The organism is Rhodococcus wratislaviensis (genome assembly GCF_900455735.1).
Classification (GTDB): domain Bacteria; phylum Actinomycetota; class Actinomycetes; order Mycobacteriales; family Mycobacteriaceae; genus Rhodococcus_F; species Rhodococcus_F wratislaviensis.
On the sequence record NZ_UAUI01000001.1, the window covers coordinates 975151 to 997361 of the forward strand.

A 22211-nucleotide genomic window follows, 5' to 3' on the forward strand; every position below is an offset into this window, starting at 1 on the left:
CTACATCGAGGCAATCAGGCGCTCCACCCGCTCGTCGACCGACCGGAACGGGTCCTTGCACAGCACGGTCCGCTGAGCCTGGTCGTTGAGCTTGAGATGCACCCAGTCGACCGTGAAGTCCCGTCCGGCCTCCTGCGCGGCGGTGATGAACTCGCCGCGCAGCTTCGCCCGGGTGGTCTGCGGCGGAGTGTCCACGGCCGCCTCGATCGTCTCGTCCTCGGTGATCCGCTTGACCAGACCCTTCCGCTGCAGCACGTCGAACACGCCGCGACCGCGTTTGATGTCGTGGTACGCCAGATCCAGCTGCGCGATCTTCGGATCGGCCAGCTCGAAGCCGTGCCGGTCCTGGTAGCGCTGGAACAGCTTGCGCTTGATCACCCAGTCGATCTCCGTGTCGACCTTCGCGAAGTCCTGCGTCTCGACCGCGTCGAGCATGCGACCCCACAGATCGACCACCTGCGTGACCTGCGGATCGGGATCCCGGTTCTGCAGGTGTTCCACCGCGCGCGCGTGGTACTCCCGCTGAATGTCGAGGGCACTGGCCTGCCGGCCGCCGGCGAGCCGCACCGGACGGCGTCCGGTGACGTCGTGACTGACCTCGCGGATGGCGCGGATCGGGTTGTCGAGCGCGAAGTCGCGGAACGACACCCCGGCCTCGATCATCTCGAGGACGAGCGCGGCGGTGCCCACCTTGAGCATGGTGGTGGACTCGGACATGTTCGAGTCGCCGACGATCACGTGCAGGCGGCGGTACTTCTCCGCGTCGGCGTGCGGCTCGTCACGGGTGTTGATGATGGGCCGCGACCGCGTGGTCGCCGAGGACACACCCTCCCAGATGTGCTCCGCGCGCTGCGACAGGCAGAACGTCGCTGCCTTCGGCGTCTGCAGGACCTTGCCGGCGCCACAGATCAGCTGCCGCGTCACCAGGAACGGGAGCAGCACGTCCGAGATCCGGGAGAATTCGCCGGCCCGGGCCACGAGGAAGTTCTCGTGGCAGCCGTACGAATTGCCCGCCGAGTCCGTGTTGTTCTTGAACAGGTAGATGTCGCCGCCGATGCCTTCCTCGGCGAGCCGCTGTTCGGCGTCGATCAACAACTCCTCGAGTACGCGCTCCCCCGCCCGGTCGTGGTTGACCAACTGGATGAGGTTGTCGCACTCGGCTGTCGCGTATTCGGGGTGCGAGCCGACGTCCAGATACAGGCGGGCACCGTTCCGGAGAAACACGTTGGAGCTCCGGCCCCACGACACCACCCGCCGGAACAGGTAGCGCGCAACCTCGTCCGGGCTCAGTCGCCTGTGACCATGGAAGGTGCAGGTCACACCGAACTCTGTCTCAATTCCCATGATTCGTCGCTGCACACCTCGACAGTACAACGCGGATCACCCGGCGGAGCGTTAAAACCGTCCGGCGACACACCGCGCATACCCTGAGATGGTGAACCGACACCTACACCGAATCCACCGGGCCGACGAGATCGTCTTCGACCGCAGCGCCGATCTGAGCCCGTCCGGGCTCGACCGGGCCATGCGCTTCCTCAGCCGCGCGGCCGACAAGGGGCTGCTGTGGTGGTTCGTGGCGGCGGTGCTGGGACTGGTCGGCGGGCGCGCCCGGCGCGGTGGTGTGCGGGGCCTGCTGTCCCTCGCGATGGCGAGCGGTCTGGCCAACGGCATCCTCAAGCCGCTGTTCCCGCGGCGCCGCCCACCGGCCCGCGTATGGACGAACGTGCGGCGTGGGGTGGCGATCCCCCGGTCCTCGTCGTTCCCGTCCGGACATGCGGCGTCGGCGGCGGCATTCACCACGGGTGTCGCCCTGGAATCGCCCGCGACCGCTGCCGTCGTGGCCCCCCTTGCCGCCGCGGTCGCCTACTCCCGTGTGCACAACGGCGTGCACTGGCCGACGGACGTCGCCGCCGGGCTGATACTCGGCGGGGCCGTCGCATCGGGCACCCGCCGCTGGTGGGCGGTGCGCACTGAGGAACCGGCAGAGCTGGGCCCCACCGTCGACGCACCGGCACTTCGGGGCGGTGAGGACCTGCTCGTGGTGGTCAACCCGGATTCCGGGCCCGACAGTGTCGATCCCAGCGAGGAGATCACGACCGCTCTCCCCAAGGCCGACGTGCGCGCACTCGACACCGACCGCGATTTCGCCGAACAACTCGACACCTGGGTGACCGACCGGAAGCCCCGCGCCCTCGGAGTGTGCGGTGGCGACGGGACCGTGGTCGCCGTCGCGTCCGCGGCAGCGCGTCACGCATTGCCGCTGGCGGTGTTCCCGGGCGGAACGCTCAATCACTTCGCGCGGGACGCCGGCGTCGCCGACATCTCGGACACGGCGAACGCCGTCGAGACCGGACATGCGGTTCTCGTCGATCAGGCCGTCGTCCACACCGACGTCGCGGAGCCGGCGCCGTTCCTCAACACCGCCAGTCTCGGTGGCTATCCCGACGCGGTGCGACTGCGGGAGAAGTGGCAGCCGCGGTACGGCAAGTGGCCCGCGGCGTGTGTGGCGATGATCCGGATTCTCTCCGCGGCAACACCGCTCGCCGTCACCATCGACGGCAGGCCCGTGAAGGTCTGGATGTTGTTCGTGGGGAACGGTCGGTATTCCCCGGCCGATCAGGTCCCGATGTCGCGTCCCGCCATCACCGGCGGACTGCTCGACGTCCGGTACGTGCGGGCCGACCGGACAGCGTCCCGGCCGCGGCTGCTGTTCGCCGCCGCCACCGGGACGCTCGGAAGCAGCCGGGTGTACGTGCGATCCCTCGTGCCCCGGCTCACCGTCCGCGTGGACGGCTCGCCGGTCGCGCTGGCCACCGACGGTGAAGTGGTCGCCGACGCCCTGAGGTTCGACTTCCGGACGGTGCCCGAAGGTATCGCGGTGTACCGGCCTCAGACCTGAGGGTCGGCCGGCTTCGTCTCGGTGTCCGGCTTCGACTCCGGAGCGGGCTCCGAGGCGGCCGCAGGCGCTGCGGGGATCAGCTGTTCGAGCGCGGGTCCGGTGATCCGCCGGAACGCGCGGCGAGGACGGGACTGGTCGAGCACGGCCACCTCGAGGCTGGCCACATCGACGTTCCGCTTCTCGCCTTCCCCGGCACCGCCCTGACGCAACGCGTTCACCGCGATACCGACCGCCGCCTCGAGATCGAGGTCGGCACGGTACGACTCGCGCATGGCGGTCGCGATCGGCTCGGTCGTGCCACCCATCACGACGAAATGCTGTTCGTCGACGATGGATCCGTCGTAGGTGATGCGGTACAGCTGGGGAGCCTTCGGGCTGCCCACGCGCCCGACCTCCGCGACGCAGATCTCCACCTCGTACGGCTTGGGCTGTTCGGTGAAGATCGTGCCCAGGGTCTGGGCGTACGCGTTGGCCAGCGATCGGCCCGTCACGTCACGGCGGTCGTAGGAGTAGCCGCGCATGTCGGCGTGGACGATCCCGGCGCGCCGCAGGTTCTCGAACTCGTTGTACTTGCCGACGGCCGCGAAGCCGAGCCGGTCGTACAGCTCGCTGACCTTGTGCAGCGCGGTGGAGGGATTCTCGGCGACGAACAGCACGCCGTCGCGGAACGTGAGCACCACGACGCTGCGTCCCCGGGCAATTCCCTTGCGCGCCAGTTCCGAGCGGTCCCGCATGATCTGCTCGGCGGAGGCGTAATACGGCATGGTCATCGCGCAGACCCCCCTTCTTCGGTGCGCTCGGCGACGATGCGCCGAGCCAACTCGGACGTCGTCTCCTCGGACACGTGTACGGCACCGGCCTGGGTGATCGTGACCGCGGTCGGGTAGATGCCGCGGGTCAGGTCGGGCCCACCGGTGGCCGAGTCGTCGTCGGCCGCGTCGTACAGCGATTCGATGGCCGCCCGCAGGGCGGTCTCCTCGTCGCTGTCCGGCGAGTAGATCTTCTTCAGTGCCGACTTCGCGAACAACGATCCCGAACCGACCGCGTGGTATCCGGCTCGTTCCTCGTACCGGCCGCCGACGACGTCGTACGAGACGATCCGGCCCGCGTGGGCCTCGTCGTCCGCGTCGAGGTCGTAGCCGACGAGCAGCGGGACGACCGCGAGACCCTGCATGGCCGCCCCGAGGTTGCCCCGCACCATCGACGCCAGGCGGTTGGCCTTGCCGTCGAAGGTCAGCTGAACGCCCTCGATCTTCTCGTAGTGCTCGAGTTCGACGGCGAACAGGCGGACCAGTTCGATGGCGATACCCGCGGTGCCGGCGATGCCGGCCGCCGAATATTCGTCGGTGACGTACACCTTCTCGACGTCCCGGCTGGCGATCAGGTTGCCCTGGGTCGCGCGCCGGTCGCCGGCGAGCAGGACGCCCCCCTTGTAGGTGAGCGCCACGATCGTCGTTCCGTGCGGTGCGAGATCACCGCTCTCCATCCCATCACCACCCCGTGTCGAGTGCGATCGATGGCCGATCCGATTCTCCGGCAGCAATTCTGGTGCGTGACCACGCAGATACTCGGTGAACGAGCTCAGATTCGAACCGAAACTGAGCCTCGTCTCACCGTCGCCTGTCCGCAATGCCGGTCGATCCGCCGTCACTGGCCGCCCTTCTGGACATAGGCCCGGACGAAGTCCTCGGCGTTCTCCTCGAGCACGTCGTCGATCTCGTCGAGCAGGTCGTCGGTGTCCTCGGCCAGCTTTTCGCGACGTTCCTGACCCGCGGCACCGTCAGCACCCGGGGTGTCGTCCTCGTCGCCGCCACCAGTTCGTTTGGTCTGCTCTTGCGCCATCGCAGCCGACCTCCTTGTGTGAAGGGAGCTCTTCTTCCGAGCGTCCTGTCCTGCCAAGCAGTCTGACTACATCATCCGCTCGGACCTTCACCCTACCGAGCGTCGCCGCCCCACGTGTGCCGACGCGACGGCGAGTTCCGGCGCAGATCCGTCCGGGACCGGTCGACGGGTCAGTTCGTGAGTTCGTCGACGAGCTCTTTCGCGGTCTCCACCGACTCCAGCAACTCCCCCACGTGCGCCTTGCTGCCCCGCAGCGGCTCGAGCGTGGGGATACGGACCAGGGAGTCGCCACCGAGGTCGAAGATCACCGAATCCCAGCTCGCGGCCGCGATGTCGGCCCCGAACTTGCGCAGGCACTCACCCCGGAAGTAGGCGCGGGTGTCGGTGGGCGGGGTGTCGACGGCGTCGAGCACCGCCTGCTCCGAGACGAGCCGTTCCATCGACCCGCGCGCGACCAGCCGGTTGTAGAGCCCCTTGTCCAGGCGGACATCCGAGTACTGCAGGTCGACCAGATGCAGTCGCGGCGCGGACCAGTTGAGGCCCTCGCGGTTCCGGAAACCCTCGAGCAGCCGCAGCTTGGCCGGCCAGTCCAGCAGGTGAGCGCACTCCATCGGGTCCCGCTCGAGGAGGTCGAGCACCATCGCCCACTTCTCCAGCAGATCGGCGACGCGGGGGTCGTCGTTGCCCTCGGCGGACATGAACTTGTCGACTCGGTCCAGGTAGATCCGCTGCAACGCAAGCCCGGTCAGTTCCCGGCCGTCGGCCAGCGCGACCGTGGCGCGCAGCGTCGGATCGTGGCTGATGTGGTGCACGGCGGTCACCGGGCGGGCCAGTTGCAGGTCGGTGAGGTCGACACCGGCCTCGATGAGATCGAGGACCAGCGCCGTCGTCCCGACCTTCAGGTACGTCGACATCTCGGCGAGGTTCGCGTCGCCGATGATGACGTGCAGACGCCGGTACTTGTCCGCGTCCGCGTGCGGTTCGTCGCGAGTGTTGATGATGCCGCGTTTGAGTGTCGTCTCGAGCCCGACCTCCACCTCGATGTAGTCGGCCCGCTGGGACAGCTGGAAGCCGGCCTCGTCACCGGACTGGCCGATGCCCACCCGGCCCGACCCGCAGATCACCTGACGGGACGCGAAGAACGGGGTCAGCCCGTTGATCACCGCGGAGAACGGCGTGGCCCGGGACATCAGGTAATTCTCGTGGGTGCCGTACGACGCGCCCTTGCCGTCCACGTTGTTCTTGTACAGCTGCAGTCGCGGGGCGCCGGGGACGCTCGAGGCGTGCCGGGCGGCCGCCTCCATCACCCGTTCGCCGGCCTTGTCCCAGATCACGGCGTCCAGGGGGTCGGTGACCTCCGGGGCCGAGTACTCGGGGTGCGCGTGATCGACGTAGAGCCGGGCGCCGTTGGTGAGGATCATGTTGGCCGCGCCGACCTCGTCGGCGTCGATCACCGGCGCCGGGCCGCTCAGCCGGCCCAGGTCGAATCCGCGGGCATCGCGCAGCGGGGATTCCACCTCGTAATCCCATCGGGTGCGCTTGGCGCGCGGCACTCCCGCTGCCGCCGCGTAGGCCAGCACCGCCTGGGTGGACGTCAAGATCGGATTGGCCGAAGGCTCGCTGGGTGAGGAGATTCCGTACTCGACTTCGACACCGATGATCCGCTGCATGCTGCCGAGCCTATGCGATCACCCACATCACCCGGCGGCACACTCCTGCCGCGCGAGCCGTCCGCGTCCGGCGACTAGTCCGGCGAGCACTCCAGGTACTGGTCCGCCGAGATCGCCCGGAGCACCGTCCGGACCCCGGCGGGAGCCCAGGAGTGGGTGCTGTCGGTGACGACTCTCGGGTCCGTCAGGTGCACCGTCCGGCGGCGCGTCACGATGGTGCATCCGCCCGCCGCCACCACGTTTCGCACCCAGTCGCTGTGCGCACCGTACGTCAGCGCGAACCGGTAGCGGCCGTCCACGACGAACACGTTGACGGGTGTGCGATACGCCTTGCCCGACCTGCGGCCCCGGTGCTCGACCATCGCGAACCCGGGCAGGATCGTCGCCACGTGACGGCTCACCTGATTGGTGGCGACCCGGTTGAATCGGGCGACCGAACGCGGCAACGCCATGCACTCTCACCCCTTCGGCACCGGAACGAGCAACCGACCTCGACAGTACCGACGTCCGCCGGGGTGCTGGCAGGATCGACACATGGATTCCGCACCGAACACCCCACCCGGCACGGACGAAGTGGTGGCGGTGTTCGACAGTGCGGGACGACCGGTGGGGTCCGCCGAGCGTTCCCGCGTCTACGCCGAGGGGTTGTGGCATGCGAGTGCCGGCGTCCTCGTCCGATCCGGCGACGGGAAGCGCCTCTACGTGCACCGACGCGCGGACACGAAGACGGTGTTCGCCGGACATCACGACTGCCTGGCGGGCGGGGTGGTCGATCCCGGGGAAACCCCGGAGGAGGCCGCGAGCCGGGAGCTGGCGGAGGAACTGGGCATCACCGGAGTGGGCCTCACCCCCATCGCGACGGTGGCGTGGGACGGGCACTGGCAGGGTCTGCGGCTGCGCTGCCACCTGTACGCCTACGAGACGCACTGGGACGGGCCGATCGTCCATCAGGCCAGCGAGATCGCGTCGGGCTGGTGGTGGACGCCCCACGAACTGGTGACGCACCTGCACGACCCGCAGTGGCCGTTCGTACCGGACACCCGGGCACTCCTCGAGGACTACCTCGTCACACGGGACCGCTGACACACAGCACACCTGCGCGGCGGGAACCGGGTTCGGGTTCCCGCCGCGCAGGTGGTGCCGGACGGCTTACAGGTACTGGCCCGTGTTGGATTCGGTGTCGATGGCGCGGCTCGCGCTCGCGTTCTTGCCGGTGACCAGTGTGCGGATGTACACGATCCGCTCACCCTTCTTGCCCGAGATCCGGGCCCAGTCGTCGGGATTGGTGGTGTTCGGCAGGTCCTCGTTCTCCGAGAACTCGTCGACGATGGAGTCGAACAGGTGCTGGACCCGCAGGCCCGGGGCACCGGTGTCGAGCACCGACTTGATCGCGTACTTCTTGGCGCGGTCGACGATGTTCTGGATCATCGCGCCCGAGTTGAAGTCCTTGAAGTACAGGACCTCCTTGTCGCCGTTGGCGTACGTGACCTCGAGGAAACGGTTCTCCTCGCTCTCGGCGTACATGCGGTCGACGACCCGTTCGATCATCACCCGGATGCAGGCCGTGCGGTCGCCGCCGAACTCCGCGATGTCGTCGCTGTGCACCGGCAGCGTCTCGACGAGGTACTTCGAGAAGATGTCCTGTGCCGACTCCGCGTCGGGGCGTTCGATCTTGATCTTCACGTCGAGGCGGCCGGGACGCAGGATCGCGGGGTCGATCATGTCCTCGCGGTTGGACGCGCCGATCACGATGACGTTCTCGAGTCCCTCGACACCGTCGATCTCACTGAGCAGCTGCGGCACGACGGTCGTCTCGACGTCGGAGGAGACGCCCGATCCGCGGGTACGGAAGATCGAATCCATCTCGTCGAAGAACACGATCACCGGGGTGCCCTCGGACGCCTTCTCCCGGGCCCGCTGGAAGATCAGCCGGATGTGCCGCTCGGTCTCGCCGACGAACTTGTTCAGCAGCTCGGGGCCCTTGATGTTGAGGAAGTAGGACTTGGCTTCCTTGCTGTCCTGCCCCCGGGCCTCCGCGATCTTCTTCGCGAGCGAGTTGGCGACCGCCTTGGCGATGAGCGTCTTCCCGCACCCGGGCGGACCGTAGAGGAGCACACCCTTCGGTGGCCGCAGCTCGTATTCGTGGAACAGGTCCTTGTGGAGGAACGGCAACTCGACGGCGTCGCGGATCTGCTCGATCTGCCGTCCGAGGCCGCCGATGTCGTCGTAGTGCACGTCGGGAACCTCTTCGAGGACCAGATCCTCGACCTCGGCCTTGGGGATCCGCTCGAACGCGTACCCGGCCTTGGTGTCGACGAGGAGGGAGTCGCCCGGCCGAAGCTTGCGGGTGGGCGATTCCGCGTCGTACGCGATCGACTCCCTCTCGCTGTCCGCGTACACGGTGGCGAGGGGTTCGGCCAGCCAGACGATCCGTTCCTCGTCGGCGTGCCCGACCACGAGGGCGCGCTGACCGTCGTCGAGGACCTCGCGCAGCGTGCTGATCTCACCCACACGCTCGAAGTTGCCGGCCTCCACGATCGTGAGTGCCTCGTTGAGGCGCACGGTCTGGCCGAGCTTGAGGATCTCGGCGTCGACGTTCGGGGAGCAGGTCAACCGCATCTTGCGCCCGGAGGTGAACACGTCCACGGTCTGATCGTCGTGCACTCCGAGCAGCACGCCGTACCCGCTCGGCGGCTGGCCGAGGCGATCGACTTCTTCTCGAAGGGCGATGAGCTGCTGACGGGCCTCCTTGAGGGTGTCCATCAACTTGGTGTTCCGGATGGACAGCGAGTCCACTCGCGATTCCATCTCACGAAGCTGTTCCGGCGACTCCGCGAGCTGCCTGCGCAGTGCCGACGCCTCTGCGCGCAACGCCTCGAGCTCTCGTGCGGCCGCAACCGAATCGGGGTTCTCTGTCGAGCTCATGTGCGTCTCCTCCCAATGAGATCTATCAACGCTACCGGCACTGCCCGAATTCTGCGCCGTGACACGGATTCTGCCGATTGCGAATCGGCATACACGACACCCTGGGCCACCGAACCTCTCATGTTAGCCTTACCTACTTGTCAAGCAGTTGCCTCTCTGTCCTGTGTAACGAAAGGGTTCGTCGTGATAATCCGCAAGCCCGTGAACGGCACATCCTTCATCGGTAGGTCCGCGGTTGCCGTCGGCGCGGTGGTTCTCGCGCTGGGGATGTCGGCCTGCTCGTCCGACGACGCTTCCGACGCCGCGGCGACGACGTCCGCGGCCACATCGTCGGCGGCAGCCGAGGCGGTTGCGGCCCCCACGTCGGAGGAACTGCTCGGCACACTCCAGCTGCTCGTGGATCCTGCCCGACCGGTCGACGAGAAGACCGCCGTGGTCGTCGACGGCGACGAACGCCGCCCGAATCTGGAGGCCATGACGGCGGCGATGGCCAACTACCCGGTGTCCTTCACGGTCACGGATGTGCAGGTAGAGGGCGATACCGCGACGGCGAACGTCGCGATCGTCAGCCCGCACGGCACGGCCGCTCCGACCGCGTGGACGTGGGAGAACGTCGACGGCACCTGGAAGGTGTCGGACGAGAGCACGTGCACCCTGCTGGGCATGGCACGCGCCGGCTGCAGCTAGTTTTCCTCCTTCGGCGGCGCCCTCTCCGGGCGCCGCCGAAGGCGTGTCTCAGCCCTTGCCCGAGCGGCGCTGCGGCTTGGGGGTGACGGTTCCCTCGGCGAGACGCCGGGCGCTCACCAGGAACGCGGTGTGGCCCTGCATCCGGTGTTCCGGGCGCACGGCGAGCCCGACGACGTGCCACCCGCGAACGATCGATTCCCAGGACCGCGGCTCGGTCCAGCACTCCTGCTCGCGCATCGCCTCGACCACCTTCGAGAGCTGCGTCACAGTGGCGACGTAGACGATGAGCACACCGCCGGGAACCAGCGCCTTGGACACCGCGGGCAGCGCGTCCCAGGGGGCCAGCATGTCGAGGACCACCCGGTCGACCTGACCGCCCGCCGCGTCGGCGTCGAACTCGGCGACGTCGGCGATGGTCAGATCCCAGTTCTCGGGGCGTTCCCCGAAGAAGGTCTCGACGTTCCGGACCGCGTGTTCGGCGTGGTCGTCGCGCACCTCGTACGAGATGACCCGGCCTTCCGGACCGACCGCCCGCAGCAGTGAGCACGTCAGCGCGCCCGACCCGGCACCGGCCTCGAGCACGCGGGCGCCCGGGAAGACGTCGCCCTCGTGCACGATCTGCGCGGCGTCCTTCGGGTAGATGACCTGCGCCCCGCGGGGCATCGACAGGATGTAGTCGACGAGCAGCGGTCGCAGCGCGAGGTACGGGGTGCCGTTGGTCGACTTGACCACGCTGCCCTCGTCGGTGCCGATCAGATCGTCGTGCAGGATGCCGCCGCGGTGGGTGTGGAACTCCTTGCCGGCCTCCAGGTTGACCGTGTAGTGCCGGCCTTTCGCGTCCGTCAACTGGACGCGATCGCCCACCCGAAACGGTCCGCTCGGTCGCGTTTCGCGTCCCACCATCGTCACCGACTCCTCAGCCTGTTCGTCCGGCGCCGTCCGACGCCCACACCGCGCCCCGACTCGACTGTCGGACCGGGGGCCTACCCTGCCAGGTGTGAGCATCTCAGAGTCGCCAGCCCCCGTCACAAAGGGTTCCCCGTCACAGCCCGGCGACACTTCGACCACCCGCAGGCGCCCCGCCCTGTCGCCGTCCCGCGCCGGCGACTTCAAGCAGTGCCCGCTCCTCTACCGTTTCCGCGCCGTCGACCGGCTTCCCGAGGCGCCGTCACGCGCGCAGGTGAAGGGCACGGTCGTGCACGCCGCACTGGAGACCCTGTTCGGGCTGCCCGCGGCCGAACGCGTCCCGCAGAAGGCGGCCGATCTGATCCTCCCGTCCTGGGAGCGCATTCTCGCCGAGGCCCCCGACCTGATCGACCTGGTCCCCGAGGAGGAGCGCGACACCTTCCTCGACGAGGCGCGTTCCCTCGTCACCGCCTATTACGAGCTGGAGGATCCCACCCGGTTCGAGGCCGAATCGTGCGAACAGCGCGTCGAGACCGAACTCGCCGACGGGGTGCTGCTGCGCGGATTCGTCGACCGCATCGACGTCGCCCCCACCGGTGAGGTGCGGGTGGTCGACTACAAGACCGGCCGCGCGCCCCGCGAGATGTCCGAGTCCAAGGCGCTGTTCCAGATGAAGTTCTACGCGCTGGTCCTGCTCCGCACCCGCGGCATCGTCCCCGCGCAGTTGCGGCTGCTGTACCTCGCGTCGGGCACGGTCCTCACCTACGCACCCGACGAGGACGAACTGCTGCGGTTCGAGCGCACGCTGTCGGCGATCTGGAAGGCCATCCTGGCGGCTGGGGTCACCGGCGATTTCCGACCCAAGCCGAGCCGGCTCTGCGACTGGTGTGATCATAAGTCCCTGTGCCCCTCGTTCGGCGGAACGCCGCCTCCCTACCCGGGATGGCCGGAGGGGCCCGCCGAAGACGCACCGGGTTTCGAGGAGATTGTCGAATGAGTTCCGAGTCCTATTACGTACCACTCGGTTCGGAAGCACTGAGTGCGCCGGACGTGGACTCGGACCGGAAGATCACCGTCGAGCGGTTCGACAGCACGGATCTGACGATCAGCGTGTGGGCCGAGACGATGCAGCACGGCGCTCCCCCGTCCGCGCTGCTCGTGCGAGCACTCGAGCGCTGCGCCCCACGCGACGACGTGCGTCTCACCCGGGTCGTGGTCGAGATCCTCGGTCCCATCCCCATCGCCGAGCTCGAGGTCCGGTCCTGGGTGCAGCGACCGGGACGCCGGGTGGAGCTCGTGGTCGCCGAATTGTGGACCGTCGGCGACCGGCCCCGTGCCGTGGCGCGGGGCTCGGCCTGGCGGATGGAGACCGTCGACACCAGCGACGCCGTCCACGTCGTCGACCCGCCACTCGAACCGCGGTCCACCGGCCGGGACGGCAAGTTCAGCGAAGCCTGGAATTCGGGCTACCTGACGACCCTCGACTGGCGGTGGATCGCCGAGATGGGATGCGAGGGCCCGGGCAAGCTGTGGGCGAAGCCGCGGCCCACACTGGTTCTCGGCGAGACCCTGACGCCGCTGGAGCGACTGTTCTCCATCGCGGACATCGCCAACGGTGTGGGATCGAAACTCGACCCGGCGGACTGGACGTTCCTCAACACCGACCTCACCGTGCACATCTTCCGGGTCCCCGAGGGCGACTGGGTGGGGGTCAGCTCCGAAACCTCCATCGGACCCGACGGAGTGGGAATGTGTGCGGGCGTGCTCTACGACGAGACCGGCGCCGTCGGCCGGATCGCCCAGACCGTACAGGTCCGCGCCCGCCCCTGATCGGAGCGAGCGCGGACCGTGTTGCGGTGGAACGGGATCAGAGTGCGCGGCAGGACCGGATGTTGGACGCGAGGATGGCCTTGGCACCGAGGTCCGCGAGTTCGTCCATGACTCCGTTGTGGCCCTTGATCGGCACCATCGCCCGGACCGCGACCCAGTTCTCGTCGGCGAGCGGCGACAGCGTCGGCGACTCCAGGCCCGGGGTGATCTTCAACGCGTCGTCGAGGATCGTCTTGGGGCAGTCGTAGTCGAGCATCAGGTTCTGCTGCGCGAACACGATGCCGCGCACCCGCTCGACCAGCTGGTTGCGCGCGGAATCGTCGGCGGGCGAACCGGCGCGCTCGATGAGGACACCCTCGGAGTCGCACAGGGTGTCGCCGAACGCGATCAGGTTGTGCTGGCGCAGCGTGCGGCCGGAGCCGACGACGTCGGCGATGGCGTCGGCGACGCCGAGCTGGATCGAGATCTCCACGGCGCCGTCGAGGCGGATGACCGAGGCCTCGATCCCACGTGCGGACAGGTCGTCGCGCACCAGGTTGGGGTAGGACGTGGCGATCCGGAGCCCGGCGAGGTCCTCGACCGACCAGTCCTTGCCCGCGGGGGCGGCGTACCGGAATGTGGAGCGGCCGAAGCCGAGCGACAGCCGCTCGGAGACCGGAGCACCCGAGTCCCGGGCGAGGTCGCGGCCGGTGATGCCGAGATCGAGTTCACCGGATCCGACGTAGATCGCGATGTCCTTGGGGCGAAGGAAGAAGAATTCGACCTGGTTGGACGGGTCGAGGACGGTCAGGTCGCGGGAGTCGGTGCGACGGCGGTAGCCGGCCTCGCTGAGGATTTCGGCGGCGGACTCGGACAGCGAGCCCTTGTTGGGGACTGCGACGCGCAGCATGGCTGAGGGTTCCTTTCGGGAGCGGGTGGAGGAGTCTCGATCACCGATCACAGATGTCGGTAGACGTCCTCGAGCTTCAGGCCCTTACCCACCATCAGCACCTGCGTCCAGTACAGCAGCTGAGAGATCTCTTCGGCGAGCGCCTCGTCGCTCTCGTGCTCGGCGGCGATCCACACCTCACCCGCCTCTTCGAGGATCTTCTTTCCCTGCGAATGGACGCCGGCGTCCAAGGCGGCAACGGTGCCGGACCCCTCGGGGCGGGTAGCGGCACGCTCGGTCAGCTCGGCGAACAGGGATTCGAAGGTCTTCACGAGGACCCATTGTTTCACGCCGCCGCGGACCTCTCCGAACCGGTCACCACCCGAGTGTGCGGCGACTCTCGAACCGGCGGACCTCGCCCGAACGGGGATCGGTGAACTCGATGGCCCGCGCCAGCAACCGCAGCGGGGTCGAGAAGTCGCCGGGCTCGGATCGGCGGAAGTCCGGGTAATAGTTGTCGCCCTCGATCGGCAGCCCCAGCGACGACATGTGCAACCGCAGTTGATGTGTCCGGCCGGTCTTCGGTAGCAGCCGGTACCGCGCGCGGCCCTCCCGGGTCTCGATCAGGTCGACGACGGTCTCGCTGTTCGGTTCCCCCGGTTCCTCCGTCGCCGTCATGATTCCGTGTTCCTTGACGATGCGGCTGCGGATGGTCCGCGGAAAGGCAAGCGCGGGGTCGTGGTCGGCGACGGCCTCGTATTCCTTGGTGACCTGCTGGGAGACGAACAGTTCCTGATACGCCCGGCGGTCTTCCCGCCTGATCAGGAACACCAGGACACCGGCCGTCATCCGGTCGAGCCGGTGTGCCGGCGTGAGGTCGGGCAGGTCGAGCGCCCTCCGCAGCCGCACCACCGCCGTCTCGGTGATGTGCGCGCCCCGCGGAATGGTCGCGAGGAAATGGGGCTTGTCGATCACCACGAGGTGGTCGTCGCGGTGGAGGACGTCGATCTCGAACGGAACCGGGATCTCGGGTGCGGGGTCGCGATAGAAGTACACGAAACGGGTCGGGGCATAACGGGTTCCGCGGTCCACCACCCGGCCGTGTTCGTCGACGACTTCCCCGCCGTCGATCAGCGACAGCCAGTGCGCCCGCTCGTCCGGGTACGTCTCGACCAGGAACTCGGCGACCGTCTTCGCGCCGTGGCCTGCCGGCATCCGGATGCGATCGGGACCGAGACCGTCGCGGACCGGCAGCGGCGCCCCGGCCACGTCAGCCCACCCGATTCTCGGTGCACTCGGCGCACACGAGCGCGAGTTCGCGGCCCCGGTCGTCCGGCAGATTCTCGTACCGGGACGTCGGGCCGCCACACCGGGTGCAACGTCCCAGCGTCTTGGCCTGGTCGCTGAACTCGATGTTCATCCGCTTGTCGAAGACGTACAGCGACCCCTCCCACAGGCCCGTGTCGCCGAACTCCTCGCCGTAGCGGACGATGCCGCCGTCCAGTTGGTAGACCTCGCCGAAACCGCGCGAGCGCATCAGCGACGACAGGACCTCGCACCGCACTCCCCCGGTGCAGTAGGTGACGACGGCCTTGTCCTTCAGATGGTCGTACTTGCCGCTGTCGAGTTCGTGCACGAACTCGCGCGTGGTCGCCACGTCGGGCACGACGGCGTCCCGGAATCGGCCGATCTCCGCCTCGAAACCGTTGCGCCCGTCGAAGAAGACGACATCGTCACCGCGACCCTCGACCAGTCGGTGCAGCTCTTCGGGCGCGAGGTGGGTGCCGCCGCCGACGACGCCGTCCGCGTCCACCTTCAGCTCGCCCGGCGCACCGAACGTCACGATCTCCGACCGCACCTTGACGCTCAGCCGCGGGAAGTCGTCACCGAGCCCGTCGGACCACTTGATGTCGGCGTCCTTGAACGGGGCATAGCTGCGCGTCCCCTTCACGTACCGCTTGACGTCGTGGATGTCACCACCGACCGTCGCGTTGATGCCGTGCTCGGAGACGAGGATCCGGCCGGTCAGGTTGTTCGCCTCGGCGAGTGTGTACTGCCACAGCCGTATCGCCTCCGGGTCGGCGAGCGGAGTGAACACGTAGAACAGCACGATTTTCGGGACAGCCACGGGAAACCAGACTACCTAGAGACGGACGCCACTCCGCTGCGCCCACACCTCGACCAGGTCGGAACCGGTGAGACCCACGAGACTGTCCCGGAACACCCGCCCCGGGCCGTCGGCCACCGCGATCTCGCACGGGACGATCAGGACGACGCACCCCGCGGCCTGCGCGGACGCCGCACCGGTGGGCGAGTCCTCGATGGCGAGGCACTGCGACGGATCCAGACCCAGCAGTTCCGCGCCCCGCAGGTACGGGTCCGGATGCGGTTTGCCCGCCGGCACCTCGTCGCCGCACACCGAGTGGTCGAAGTGGTGCCTGCCGAGCGTCTCGAGCGCCCGCTCGGTGAGCCGGCGCTCGGTGTTGGTCACCAGCGCGGACCTCAGGCCGTGCGTCCGGACGGTCCGCAGTGCGTCGTGGGCGCCCGGTCGCCACGGGATCCCGTCGCCGAACAATTCCTCGACGCGGGTGAACATCCATTCCTTGGCCTCGGCGAGCGCCGCCGGATCCCGGTCGAGCCCGAGGGCGTCGAAGATGACGCCGAGGGCGTTGGTGCTGGACGCGCCGATCGTCTTCAGCCGCGTCTCCTCGGTCATCGGCCCGCCGAGGTGCAGCGACAGCTCGCGGACAGCGACGTCCCACATCTTCTCGGAATCGAGCAGCGTTCCGTCCATGTCCCACAGAACACCTGCGAGACCGTCGACTGCCTCAGACATTGAAGTACTTCGCTTCGGGGTGGTGCAGCACGAACGCATCCGTGGACTGCTCGGGATGCAACTGCAGTTCCTCCGACAATTTCACACCGATCCGTTCGGGTTCGAGCAGGGCGACCATCTTCGCGCGGTCCTCCAGGTTGGGGCAGGCGCCGTACCCGAAGGAGTACCGGGCACCTCGGTAGGCGAGGTCGAAGAACCCGGACACCTCGGACGGGTCCTGCTCGGCCACGTTGTGACCGCCGGGCAGCACGAGTTCCTCGCGGACCCGTTGATGCCAGTACTCGGCCAGCGATTCCGTCAGCTGCACGCCGATACCGTGCACCTCGAGGTAGTCGCGGTACGCGTTGGCGGCGAACAACTCGTTCGCGAAGTCCGCGATGGGCTGCCCCATCGTGACGAGCTGCATCGGGAACACGTCGACCTGACCGGTCTCCTTCGCCTCGGTGCGGGACCGGACGAAGTCGGCGACACACAGGAAACGGTCGCGGTGCTGGCGCGGGAACGTGAACCGGAAGCGCTCCTCCGCGTCGGGTGTCGGGTCGGTGAGCACGACCACGTCGTCGCCCTCCGACACCGCGGGGAAGTAGCCGTACACGACGGCGGCGTGCGCGAGGATTCCCTCGGTGCTCAGCCGGTCGAGCCAGTATCGCAGGCGGGGGCGACCCTCCGTCTCCACCAGTTCCTCGTACGTGGGACCGTCGCCGGAACGCTGCCCGCGCAGACCCCACTGCCCGAGGAACAGGGCACGCTCGTCCAGCAGTCCCGAGTAGTCCGACAGCGAGACACCCTTGACGATCCGGTTGCCCCAGAACGGCGGGCTCGGCACCACGATGTCGGTGGCCACGTCGGATCGCTCCGGCACCTCGATCGGGGTCTCGGCGGCCTTGCGCTTCTCCGCGATCCGCTTGGACCGCTCGTGCCGTGCCTTCCGTTCGGCCGCCTTCTCGCGGGCCGCGATCGCTTCCGGGCTGTCCGGGTCGGGTCCGCCGCCACGCTTGACGGCCATGATCTCGTCCATCCGGTGCAGGCCCTCGAACGCGTCGCGCGCGTAGCTGACGTCGCCCTCGTACACCTCGGCCAGATCGTTCTCCACATACGACCGGGTCAGTGCGGCACCGCCGAGGAGGACGGGGAACTTCTCCGCGACACCCTTGGCGTTGAGTTCCTGCAGGTTGTCCTTCATCACCACGGTCGACTTCACCAGCAGCCCGGACATGCCGATGACGTCGGCCTTCTGCTCGATCGCCGCGTCGAGGATCGTCGCGATCGGCTGCTTGATGCCCAGGTTCACCACGTCGTACCCGTTGTTGCTCAGGATGATGTCGACGAGGTTCTTGCCGATGTCGTGGACGTCGCCCTTCACGGTGGCGATGACAATACGGCCCTTGCCGTCCTCGTCGGTGGCCTCCATGTGCGGTTCGAGGTATGCCACGGCCGCCTTCATCACCTCGGCGGACTGCAGCACGAACGGCAACTGCATCTGCCCGGACCCGAAGAGTTCGCCGACGGTCTTCATGCCGGACAGCAGCGTCTCGTTGATGATCGCGAGCGGCGGCTTCTCCTCCATCGCCGCGGTGAGGTCGTCGTCGAGGCCGTTGCGTTCACCGTCGACGATGCGGCGTTCCAGCCGCTCGAACAGCGGCAGCGCCGCCAGTTCCTGGGCGCGGGATTCGCGCGCCGACGCCGCGGAGACGCCCTCGAACAGTTCCATCAGCTTCTGCAGCGGGTCGTAGCCCTCGCGGCGGCGGTCATACACCAGGTCGAGGGCCGTTTCCCGTTGTTCGTCGGGGATCCGCGCCATCGGCAAGATCTTCGACGCGTGCACGATGGCCGTGTCCAGGCCGGCCTCGGTGCACTCGTGCAGGAACACCGAGTTCAGGACCTGCCGGGCCGCCGGGTTGAGACCGAACGAGATGTTGGACACGCCGAGGGTGAAGTGCACCCGCGGATGCAGCTTCTTCAGCTCGCGGATCGCCTCGATCGTCTCGATGCCGTCGCGGCGGACCTCTTCCTGACCGGTGGAGATCGGGAACGTCAGCGCGTCGATGATGATGTCGGACTCGTCGAGACCCCAGTTCACGGTGAGGTCTTCGAGCAGGCGCTCGGCGATGCGGACCTTGTGCTCCGCCGTACGCGCCTGGCCCTCCTCGTCGATGGTCAGCGCGACGACGGCGGCGCCGTGCTCCGTGACGAGCCGCATGATCTTCTGGAACCGGGAGTCCGGTCCGTCGCCGTCCTCGTAGTTGACGGAGTTCACGGCGCACCGGCCGCCGAGGTGCTCGAGGCCGGCCTGCAGGACCGCGGGCTCGGTGGAGTCGAGCATGATCGGCAGCGTCGACGACGTCGCGAACCGGCTTGCGAGGGCGGCCATGTCGACGGCACCGTCGCGTCCGACGTAGTCGACGTTGAGGTCGAGCATGTGGGCGCCGTCGCGGGTCTGGTCCTTCGCGATGTCGAGGCACTTCTGGTAGTCCTCGGCGATCATCGCCTCACGAAATGCCTTGGAGCCGTTGGTGTTCGTGCGTTCACCGATCATCAGGATGCTGGCGTCCTGCTGGAACGGCACCGCCGTGTACAGCGAGGACGTCCCCGACTCGTGCACCGGGTTCCGCTCGGCCTTCTCGACCAGGCGAACCGCTTCGGCCACCTGCCGGATGTGCTCCGGCGTGGTGCCGCAGCAGCCGCCGACCAGACCGAGACCGAACTCGGTGACGAAACCGCTGAGCGCCTCGGCGAGCTCCTCCGCGGTGAGCGGGTACTCGGCGCCGTTCGGGCCGAGCTGCGGCAATCCGGCGTTGGGCATCACCGACACCGGAAGGGAGCTGTACTTGGACAGGTGGCGGAGATGTTCGCTCATCTCGGCGGGACCGGTCGCGCAGTTGAGTCCGATCATGTCGATACCGAGCGGCTCGAGCGCGGTCAGCGCGGCGCCGATCTCGCTGCCGAGGAGCATCGTGCCGGTGGTCTCGACCGTCACGTGAGTGATGATCGGCAGCCGCGACCCCAGCGTCTCCATCGCCCGCTGACTGCCGAGGATGGCCGCCTTCACCTGCAGCAGGTCCTGGCAGGTCTCGACGAGGATCGCGTCCGCTCCCCCGTCGATCATGCCCATCGCCGCCTCCGCGTAGGCGTCGCGGAGGACCGCGAACGGCGCGTGGCCCAGCGTCGGCAACTTGGTTCCGGGCCCCATCGAGCCGAGGACGAAGCGGCCCATGCCGTCGCGTCCAGGCCCCATCTCGTCGGCCACGTCACGCGCCAGCCGGGTGCCCTTCTCGGCCAGTTCCCGGATACGGTCCGAAATGTCGTAATCGGCGAGGTTGGGTAGGTTGCACCCGAACGTGTTGGTCTCGACGGCGTCCGCCCCGGCCTCGAAGTACGCGCGGTGGATGTCTTTCAGCACGTCAGGGCGGGTGTCGTTGAGGATTTCGTTGCAGCCTTCGAGCCCGAGGAAGTCGTCGAGCGTGAGGTCCGCGGCCTGCAACATGGTGCCCATGGCTCCGTCGCCGATGACAACGCGCTGGTTCAACGCATCGAGCAGGGCAGAGTGAAATGGCGCAGACATGCCGTCCAGACTAGTGGGCGCGCGAACCAATGCTGGCCGTAGGCTGGGTGGGTGAGTTCCAGTGAGTTCCCCGTCACGCCTGCGGGCCGCGCCGACGACACCCCCGACACCGCGGATGCCGGTGCGACGGACAGTGGCGTGCCCGTACTTCGTGACCCTGTCCTCGTCGCCGCCTTCGAGGGCTGGAACGACGCCGGCGACGCCGCGAGCGGAGCCGTCGAGCACCTCGAGTTGACCTGGGACGCCCAGCCGCTCGCCGAGCTGGACTCCGAGGAATACTACGACTACCAGGTCAATCGACCCACGGTCCGGCAGGTCGACGGTGTCACCCGGGAGATCGTGTGGCCCGCCACCCGCCTGTCGGTGTGCTCGCCTCCCGGCAGCGACCGCGACGTGGTTCTGCTGCGCGGGATCGAACCGAACATGCGCTGGCGGAGCTTCTGCGAGGACCTCCTCGAACTGGTCGATCAGCTGCAGATCAACACCGTGGTGATCCTCGGCGCGCTGCTCGCGGACACCCCGCACACGCGGCCGGTCCCGGTGACGGGCAGCGCATACAGCAGCGAGGCCGCCGAGCGGTTCAAGCTCGAACAGACCCGCTACGAGGGGCCGACCGGAATCACCGGGGTGCTGCAGGACGCGTGTGTCCGGGCAGGTGTTCCCGCCGTGTCGTTCTGGGCGGCCGTGCCCCACTACGTGTCCCAGCCGCCGAATCCCAAGGCCACGGTGGCGCTGCTGCAACGCGTCGAGGATGTCCTGGACATCGAGGTGCCCCTCGGGGAACTCCCGTCCCAGGCCGACGATTGGCAGGAAGCCGTCACCGAGATGACCGCGGACGACGAGGAGATCGGCGAGTACGTCCGCTCACTCGAGGAGCGCGGCGACGCCGAGACCGACATTTCCGACGCCATCTCGAAGATCGACGGTGACGCGCTCGCGGCCGAGTTCGAGCGGTACCTCCGCAGGCGTGGGCCCGGCAGCTTCGGGCTGTGACGAAGAACTCATCCGAGTCGCTTCGTTCCTCGCTCCAGCGCACGGCGCTCTACGCCGGCGGTTTCCTCGGTCCGTTCGGCGGCGGGGTCGTCGCCTCGATCCTTCCCGAGATCGGTGACGACCTCGGCGTGAGTGCGTCTGCGGCGGCCGGTTCGCTGACGGCGTATCTGCTGCCGTTCGCGTTGCTGATGCTGGTGTCGGGCACGCTGGGCGCCCGGTGGGGGCAGATGCGGACCGTGCGGATCGCGTACGGCGTCTACCTGCTGTCGTCGCTCGCCTGTTTCGCGGCGCCGACGCTGCCGCTCTTCCTCGGCGCCCGCGTGCTCCAGGGGTGTTCGAACTCGTTCACGACGCCGCTGCTGCTGGCGGCGCTCGCCGCCTCGACGCCGAAGAAGCATCTCGGCCGGGCCCTGGGGATCTTCGGTGCCTTCCAGGCCGCGGGACAGTCGAGCGCGCCGCTCGTCGGCGGTCTCGCGGCGGAGGTCGACTGGAGGCTCGCGTTCCTCGTCATCGCCCTCGTGGCCGCGGTGCTGGGGCTGGTCGGCGTTCCCGACAGCCCTCCCGCCGAACCGGGGGCGCCGCGCCCGCGACTGCGCGACGCCCTCACCCCGTCGGTGCTGAGGATCGGGGTGGTCGCACTCCTCGGCTGGGGCGCGCTCGGTGGGCTGAGCTTCCTGGTCGCGTTCCGCGCCGAGGACGTCTTCGGGCTCAGCCCGACCCAGCGCGGGCTGCTGCTCACCGGGTTCGGCGTGGCCGGCATCCTCACCGCACGCCTCGTCGGCGGTGTCATCGACAAGATCGGGGCGCGGTCTGCGGTCCTGATCGGTGCGCTCGGCGGGGCGATTCTCGTTGCAGCCGCCGGGACCGTGTCCCTCCTCGCGGTCGTGGCCGTGGCGTGGTTCGCGGCCGGAATCGCCGGTCAGTTCATCCTGGTCGGTGTCAACGCCGCCGTGCTCGGTTCGCCGGGCCCGAACCGGGGTGGCGCGGTGTCCGTCGTGCAGGCGCTGCGATTCATGGGCAACGCGCTCGCCCCGATCACCCTCACCCCGGTGTATTCGGTGTCGCCCGCGGCCGGTTTCCTGCTGCCCGCACTGCTCCTCGCCGTGCTGGCCCCGCTGCTCATGCCCCGCGACCGCGCACCTGCCTGACATGACTTCCGGGAGGGCTGTGAGGTGTTCCTGATTCCCACGTAA

21 protein-coding genes are annotated in these 22211 nt (G+C 68.3%); 7 read left to right on the forward strand and 14 right to left on the reverse strand.

Annotated features, from left to right (window positions below; all coding sequences use genetic code 11):
- Complete coding sequence (gene pafA, locus DTA22_RS04460) at positions 1-1359, reverse strand: Pup--protein ligase (protein WP_012687833.1); 1359 nt, start codon at positions 1357-1359, stop codon at positions 1-3.
- A 73-nt stretch (positions 1360-1432) separates the two neighbouring features.
- Between pafA and DTA22_RS04465 the strand changes: the two genes are divergently transcribed.
- Positions 1433-2899: a phosphatase PAP2 family protein gene (locus DTA22_RS04465; RefSeq protein ID WP_112298598.1), complete on the forward strand. Its 1467-nt coding sequence runs from the start codon at positions 1433-1435 to the stop codon at positions 2897-2899.
- On the opposite strand, the gene prcA is transcribed toward DTA22_RS04465, so the two are convergent.
- The 5 genes from prcA to DTA22_RS04490 form a co-directional block, all read right to left on the reverse strand.
- Positions 2890-3669: a proteasome subunit alpha gene (gene prcA, locus DTA22_RS04470; RefSeq protein ID WP_037229529.1), complete on the reverse strand. Its 780-nt coding sequence runs from the start codon at positions 3667-3669 to the stop codon at positions 2890-2892. The two genes, DTA22_RS04465 and prcA, sit on opposite strands and share 10 nt — an antisense overlap.
- Positions 3666-4550 (reverse strand): proteasome subunit beta, encoded by an 885-nt coding sequence (prcB, locus tag DTA22_RS04475; protein ID WP_037229527.1) that lies wholly within the window; start codon positions 4548-4550, stop codon positions 3666-3668. The genes prcA and prcB overlap by 4 nt, the downstream gene beginning before the upstream one ends.
- Complete coding sequence (locus DTA22_RS04480) at positions 4547-4741, reverse strand: ubiquitin-like protein Pup (RefSeq protein ID WP_007299058.1); 195 nt, start codon at positions 4739-4741, stop codon at positions 4547-4549. Before DTA22_RS04480 ends, prcB begins: the two co-directional genes overlap by 4 nt.
- 170 nt (positions 4742-4911) lie before the next feature.
- Entirely contained in the window at positions 4912-6411 is a 1500-nt protein-coding gene (gene dop, locus DTA22_RS04485) for a depupylase/deamidase Dop (RefSeq protein ID WP_007299057.1), read from the reverse strand.
- A 74-nt stretch (positions 6412-6485) separates the two neighbouring features.
- Entirely contained in the window at positions 6486-6863 is a 378-nt protein-coding gene (locus tag DTA22_RS04490; protein WP_112298599.1) for a nitroreductase family deazaflavin-dependent oxidoreductase, read from the reverse strand.
- A gap of 82 nt (positions 6864-6945) precedes the next feature.
- Here DTA22_RS04490 and DTA22_RS04495 point away from each other — a divergent pair, with 82 nt between their 5' ends.
- Positions 6946-7494 (forward strand): NUDIX domain-containing protein, encoded by a 549-nt coding sequence (locus tag DTA22_RS04495; protein ID WP_037229520.1) that lies wholly within the window; start codon positions 6946-6948, stop codon positions 7492-7494.
- A gap of 66 nt (positions 7495-7560) precedes the next feature.
- Here the strand turns inward: DTA22_RS04495 and arc are convergent, their stop codons facing one another.
- Positions 7561-9336 (reverse strand): proteasome ATPase, encoded by a 1776-nt coding sequence (gene arc, locus DTA22_RS04500; protein WP_037229518.1) that lies wholly within the window; start codon positions 9334-9336, stop codon positions 7561-7563.
- A gap of 183 nt (positions 9337-9519) precedes the next feature.
- Here arc and DTA22_RS04505 point away from each other — a divergent pair, with 183 nt between their 5' ends.
- Entirely contained in the window at positions 9520-10023 is a 504-nt protein-coding gene (locus tag DTA22_RS04505; protein ID WP_037229516.1) for a hypothetical protein, read from the forward strand.
- A 48-nt stretch (positions 10024-10071) separates the two neighbouring features.
- Here DTA22_RS04505 and DTA22_RS04510 read toward each other — a convergent pair whose 3' ends face one another.
- Positions 10072-10926, reverse strand: coding sequence for a tRNA (adenine-N1)-methyltransferase (locus tag DTA22_RS04510; RefSeq protein ID WP_009473523.1), 855 nt, complete (start codon positions 10924-10926; stop codon positions 10072-10074).
- Between the two features lie 94 nt (positions 10927-11020).
- On the opposite strand from DTA22_RS04510, the gene DTA22_RS04515 reads away from it, so the two are divergent.
- Together DTA22_RS04515 and DTA22_RS04520 are read left to right on the forward strand one after the other, a co-directional pair.
- Positions 11021-11926, forward strand: coding sequence for a RecB family exonuclease (locus tag DTA22_RS04515; protein ID WP_112298600.1), 906 nt, complete (start codon positions 11021-11023; stop codon positions 11924-11926).
- Positions 11923-12759, forward strand: coding sequence for a thioesterase family protein (locus tag DTA22_RS04520; RefSeq protein WP_112298601.1), 837 nt, complete (start codon positions 11923-11925; stop codon positions 12757-12759). The genes DTA22_RS04515 and DTA22_RS04520 overlap by 4 nt, the downstream gene beginning before the upstream one ends.
- A gap of 37 nt (positions 12760-12796) precedes the next feature.
- Here the strand turns inward: DTA22_RS04520 and hisG are convergent, their stop codons facing one another.
- Genes hisG through metH form a run of 6 tightly spaced genes read right to left on the reverse strand, consistent with a single transcriptional unit; the run spans position 12797 to position 20025 of the window.
- Positions 12797-13648: an ATP phosphoribosyltransferase gene (hisG, locus tag DTA22_RS04525; protein ID WP_037229511.1), complete on the reverse strand. Its 852-nt coding sequence runs from the start codon at positions 13646-13648 to the stop codon at positions 12797-12799.
- Between the two features lie 47 nt (positions 13649-13695).
- Entirely contained in the window at positions 13696-13977 is a 282-nt protein-coding gene (locus DTA22_RS04530) for a phosphoribosyl-ATP diphosphatase (protein WP_009473527.1), read from the reverse strand.
- Positions 13978-14002: 25 nt separating this feature from the next.
- Positions 14003-14896, reverse strand: a complete 894-nt coding sequence (locus DTA22_RS04535; RefSeq protein ID WP_112298602.1) for a pseudouridine synthase — start codon at positions 14894-14896, stop codon at positions 14003-14005.
- 1 nt (position 14897) lies between these two features.
- A complete protein-coding gene (gene trhO, locus DTA22_RS04540; RefSeq protein ID WP_037229497.1) occupies positions 14898-15755 on the reverse strand; it encodes an oxygen-dependent tRNA uridine(34) hydroxylase TrhO in 858 nt (285 codons plus the stop codon).
- 15 nt (positions 15756-15770) lie between these two features.
- On the reverse strand, positions 15771-16463 hold the full coding sequence (locus tag DTA22_RS04545; protein ID WP_112298603.1) for an HAD family hydrolase: 693 nt from the start codon (positions 16461-16463) through the stop codon (positions 15771-15773).
- Complete coding sequence (metH, locus tag DTA22_RS04550) at positions 16456-20025, reverse strand: methionine synthase (RefSeq protein ID WP_037229494.1); 3570 nt, start codon at positions 20023-20025, stop codon at positions 16456-16458. Before metH ends, DTA22_RS04545 begins: the two co-directional genes overlap by 8 nt.
- Positions 20026-20076: 51 nt before the next feature.
- Between metH and DTA22_RS04555 the strand changes: the two genes are divergently transcribed.
- A complete protein-coding gene (locus tag DTA22_RS04555; RefSeq protein ID WP_112298604.1) occupies positions 20077-21018 on the forward strand; it encodes a PAC2 family protein in 942 nt (313 codons plus the stop codon).
- Positions 21015-22166 carry an MFS transporter gene (locus DTA22_RS04560; RefSeq protein ID WP_037229491.1) on the forward strand — a complete coding sequence of 384 codons (1152 nt, stop codon included), beginning with the start codon at positions 21015-21017 and terminating at the stop codon, positions 22164-22166. The genes DTA22_RS04555 and DTA22_RS04560 overlap by 4 nt, the downstream gene beginning before the upstream one ends.
- Positions 22167-22211 lie beyond the last annotated feature (45 nt).

Bases quoted from the DNA above. Each gene is read 5' to 3' on its own strand.
- arc (WP_037229518.1), bottom strand. From the start codon at position 9,336: ATGAGCTCGACAGAGAACCCCGATTCGGTTGCGGCCGCACGAGAGCTC.
- DTA22_RS04490 (WP_112298599.1), bottom strand. From the start codon at position 6,863: ATGGCGTTGCCGCGTTCGGTCGCCCGATTCAACCGGGTCGCCACCAAT.
- DTA22_RS04510 (WP_009473523.1), bottom strand. From the start codon at position 10,926: ATGGTGGGACGCGAAACGCGACCGAGCGGACCGTTTCGGGTGGGCGAT.
- dop (WP_007299057.1), bottom strand. From the start codon at position 6,411: ATGCAGCGGATCATCGGTGTCGAAGTCGAGTACGGAATCTCCTCACCC.
- DTA22_RS04495 (WP_037229520.1), top strand. From the start codon at position 6,946: ATGGATTCCGCACCGAACACCCCACCCGGCACGGACGAAGTGGTGGCG.
- DTA22_RS04520 (WP_112298601.1), top strand. From the start codon at position 11,923: ATGAGTTCCGAGTCCTATTACGTACCACTCGGTTCGGAAGCACTGAGT.
- prcA (WP_037229529.1), bottom strand. From the start codon at position 3,669: ATGACCATGCCGTATTACGCCTCCGCCGAGCAGATCATGCGGGACCGC.
- hisG (WP_037229511.1), bottom strand. From the start codon at position 13,648: ATGCTGCGCGTCGCAGTCCCCAACAAGGGCTCGCTGTCCGAGTCCGCC.
- DTA22_RS04480 (WP_007299058.1), bottom strand. From the start codon at position 4,741: ATGGCGCAAGAGCAGACCAAACGAACTGGTGGCGGCGACGAGGACGAC.
- DTA22_RS04545 (WP_112298603.1), bottom strand. From the start codon at position 16,463: ATGTCTGAGGCAGTCGACGGTCTCGCAGGTGTTCTGTGGGACATGGAC.
- DTA22_RS04465 (WP_112298598.1), top strand. From the start codon at position 1,433: ATGGTGAACCGACACCTACACCGAATCCACCGGGCCGACGAGATCGTC.
- metH (WP_037229494.1), bottom strand. From the start codon at position 20,025: ATGTCTGCGCCATTTCACTCTGCCCTGCTCGATGCGTTGAACCAGCGC.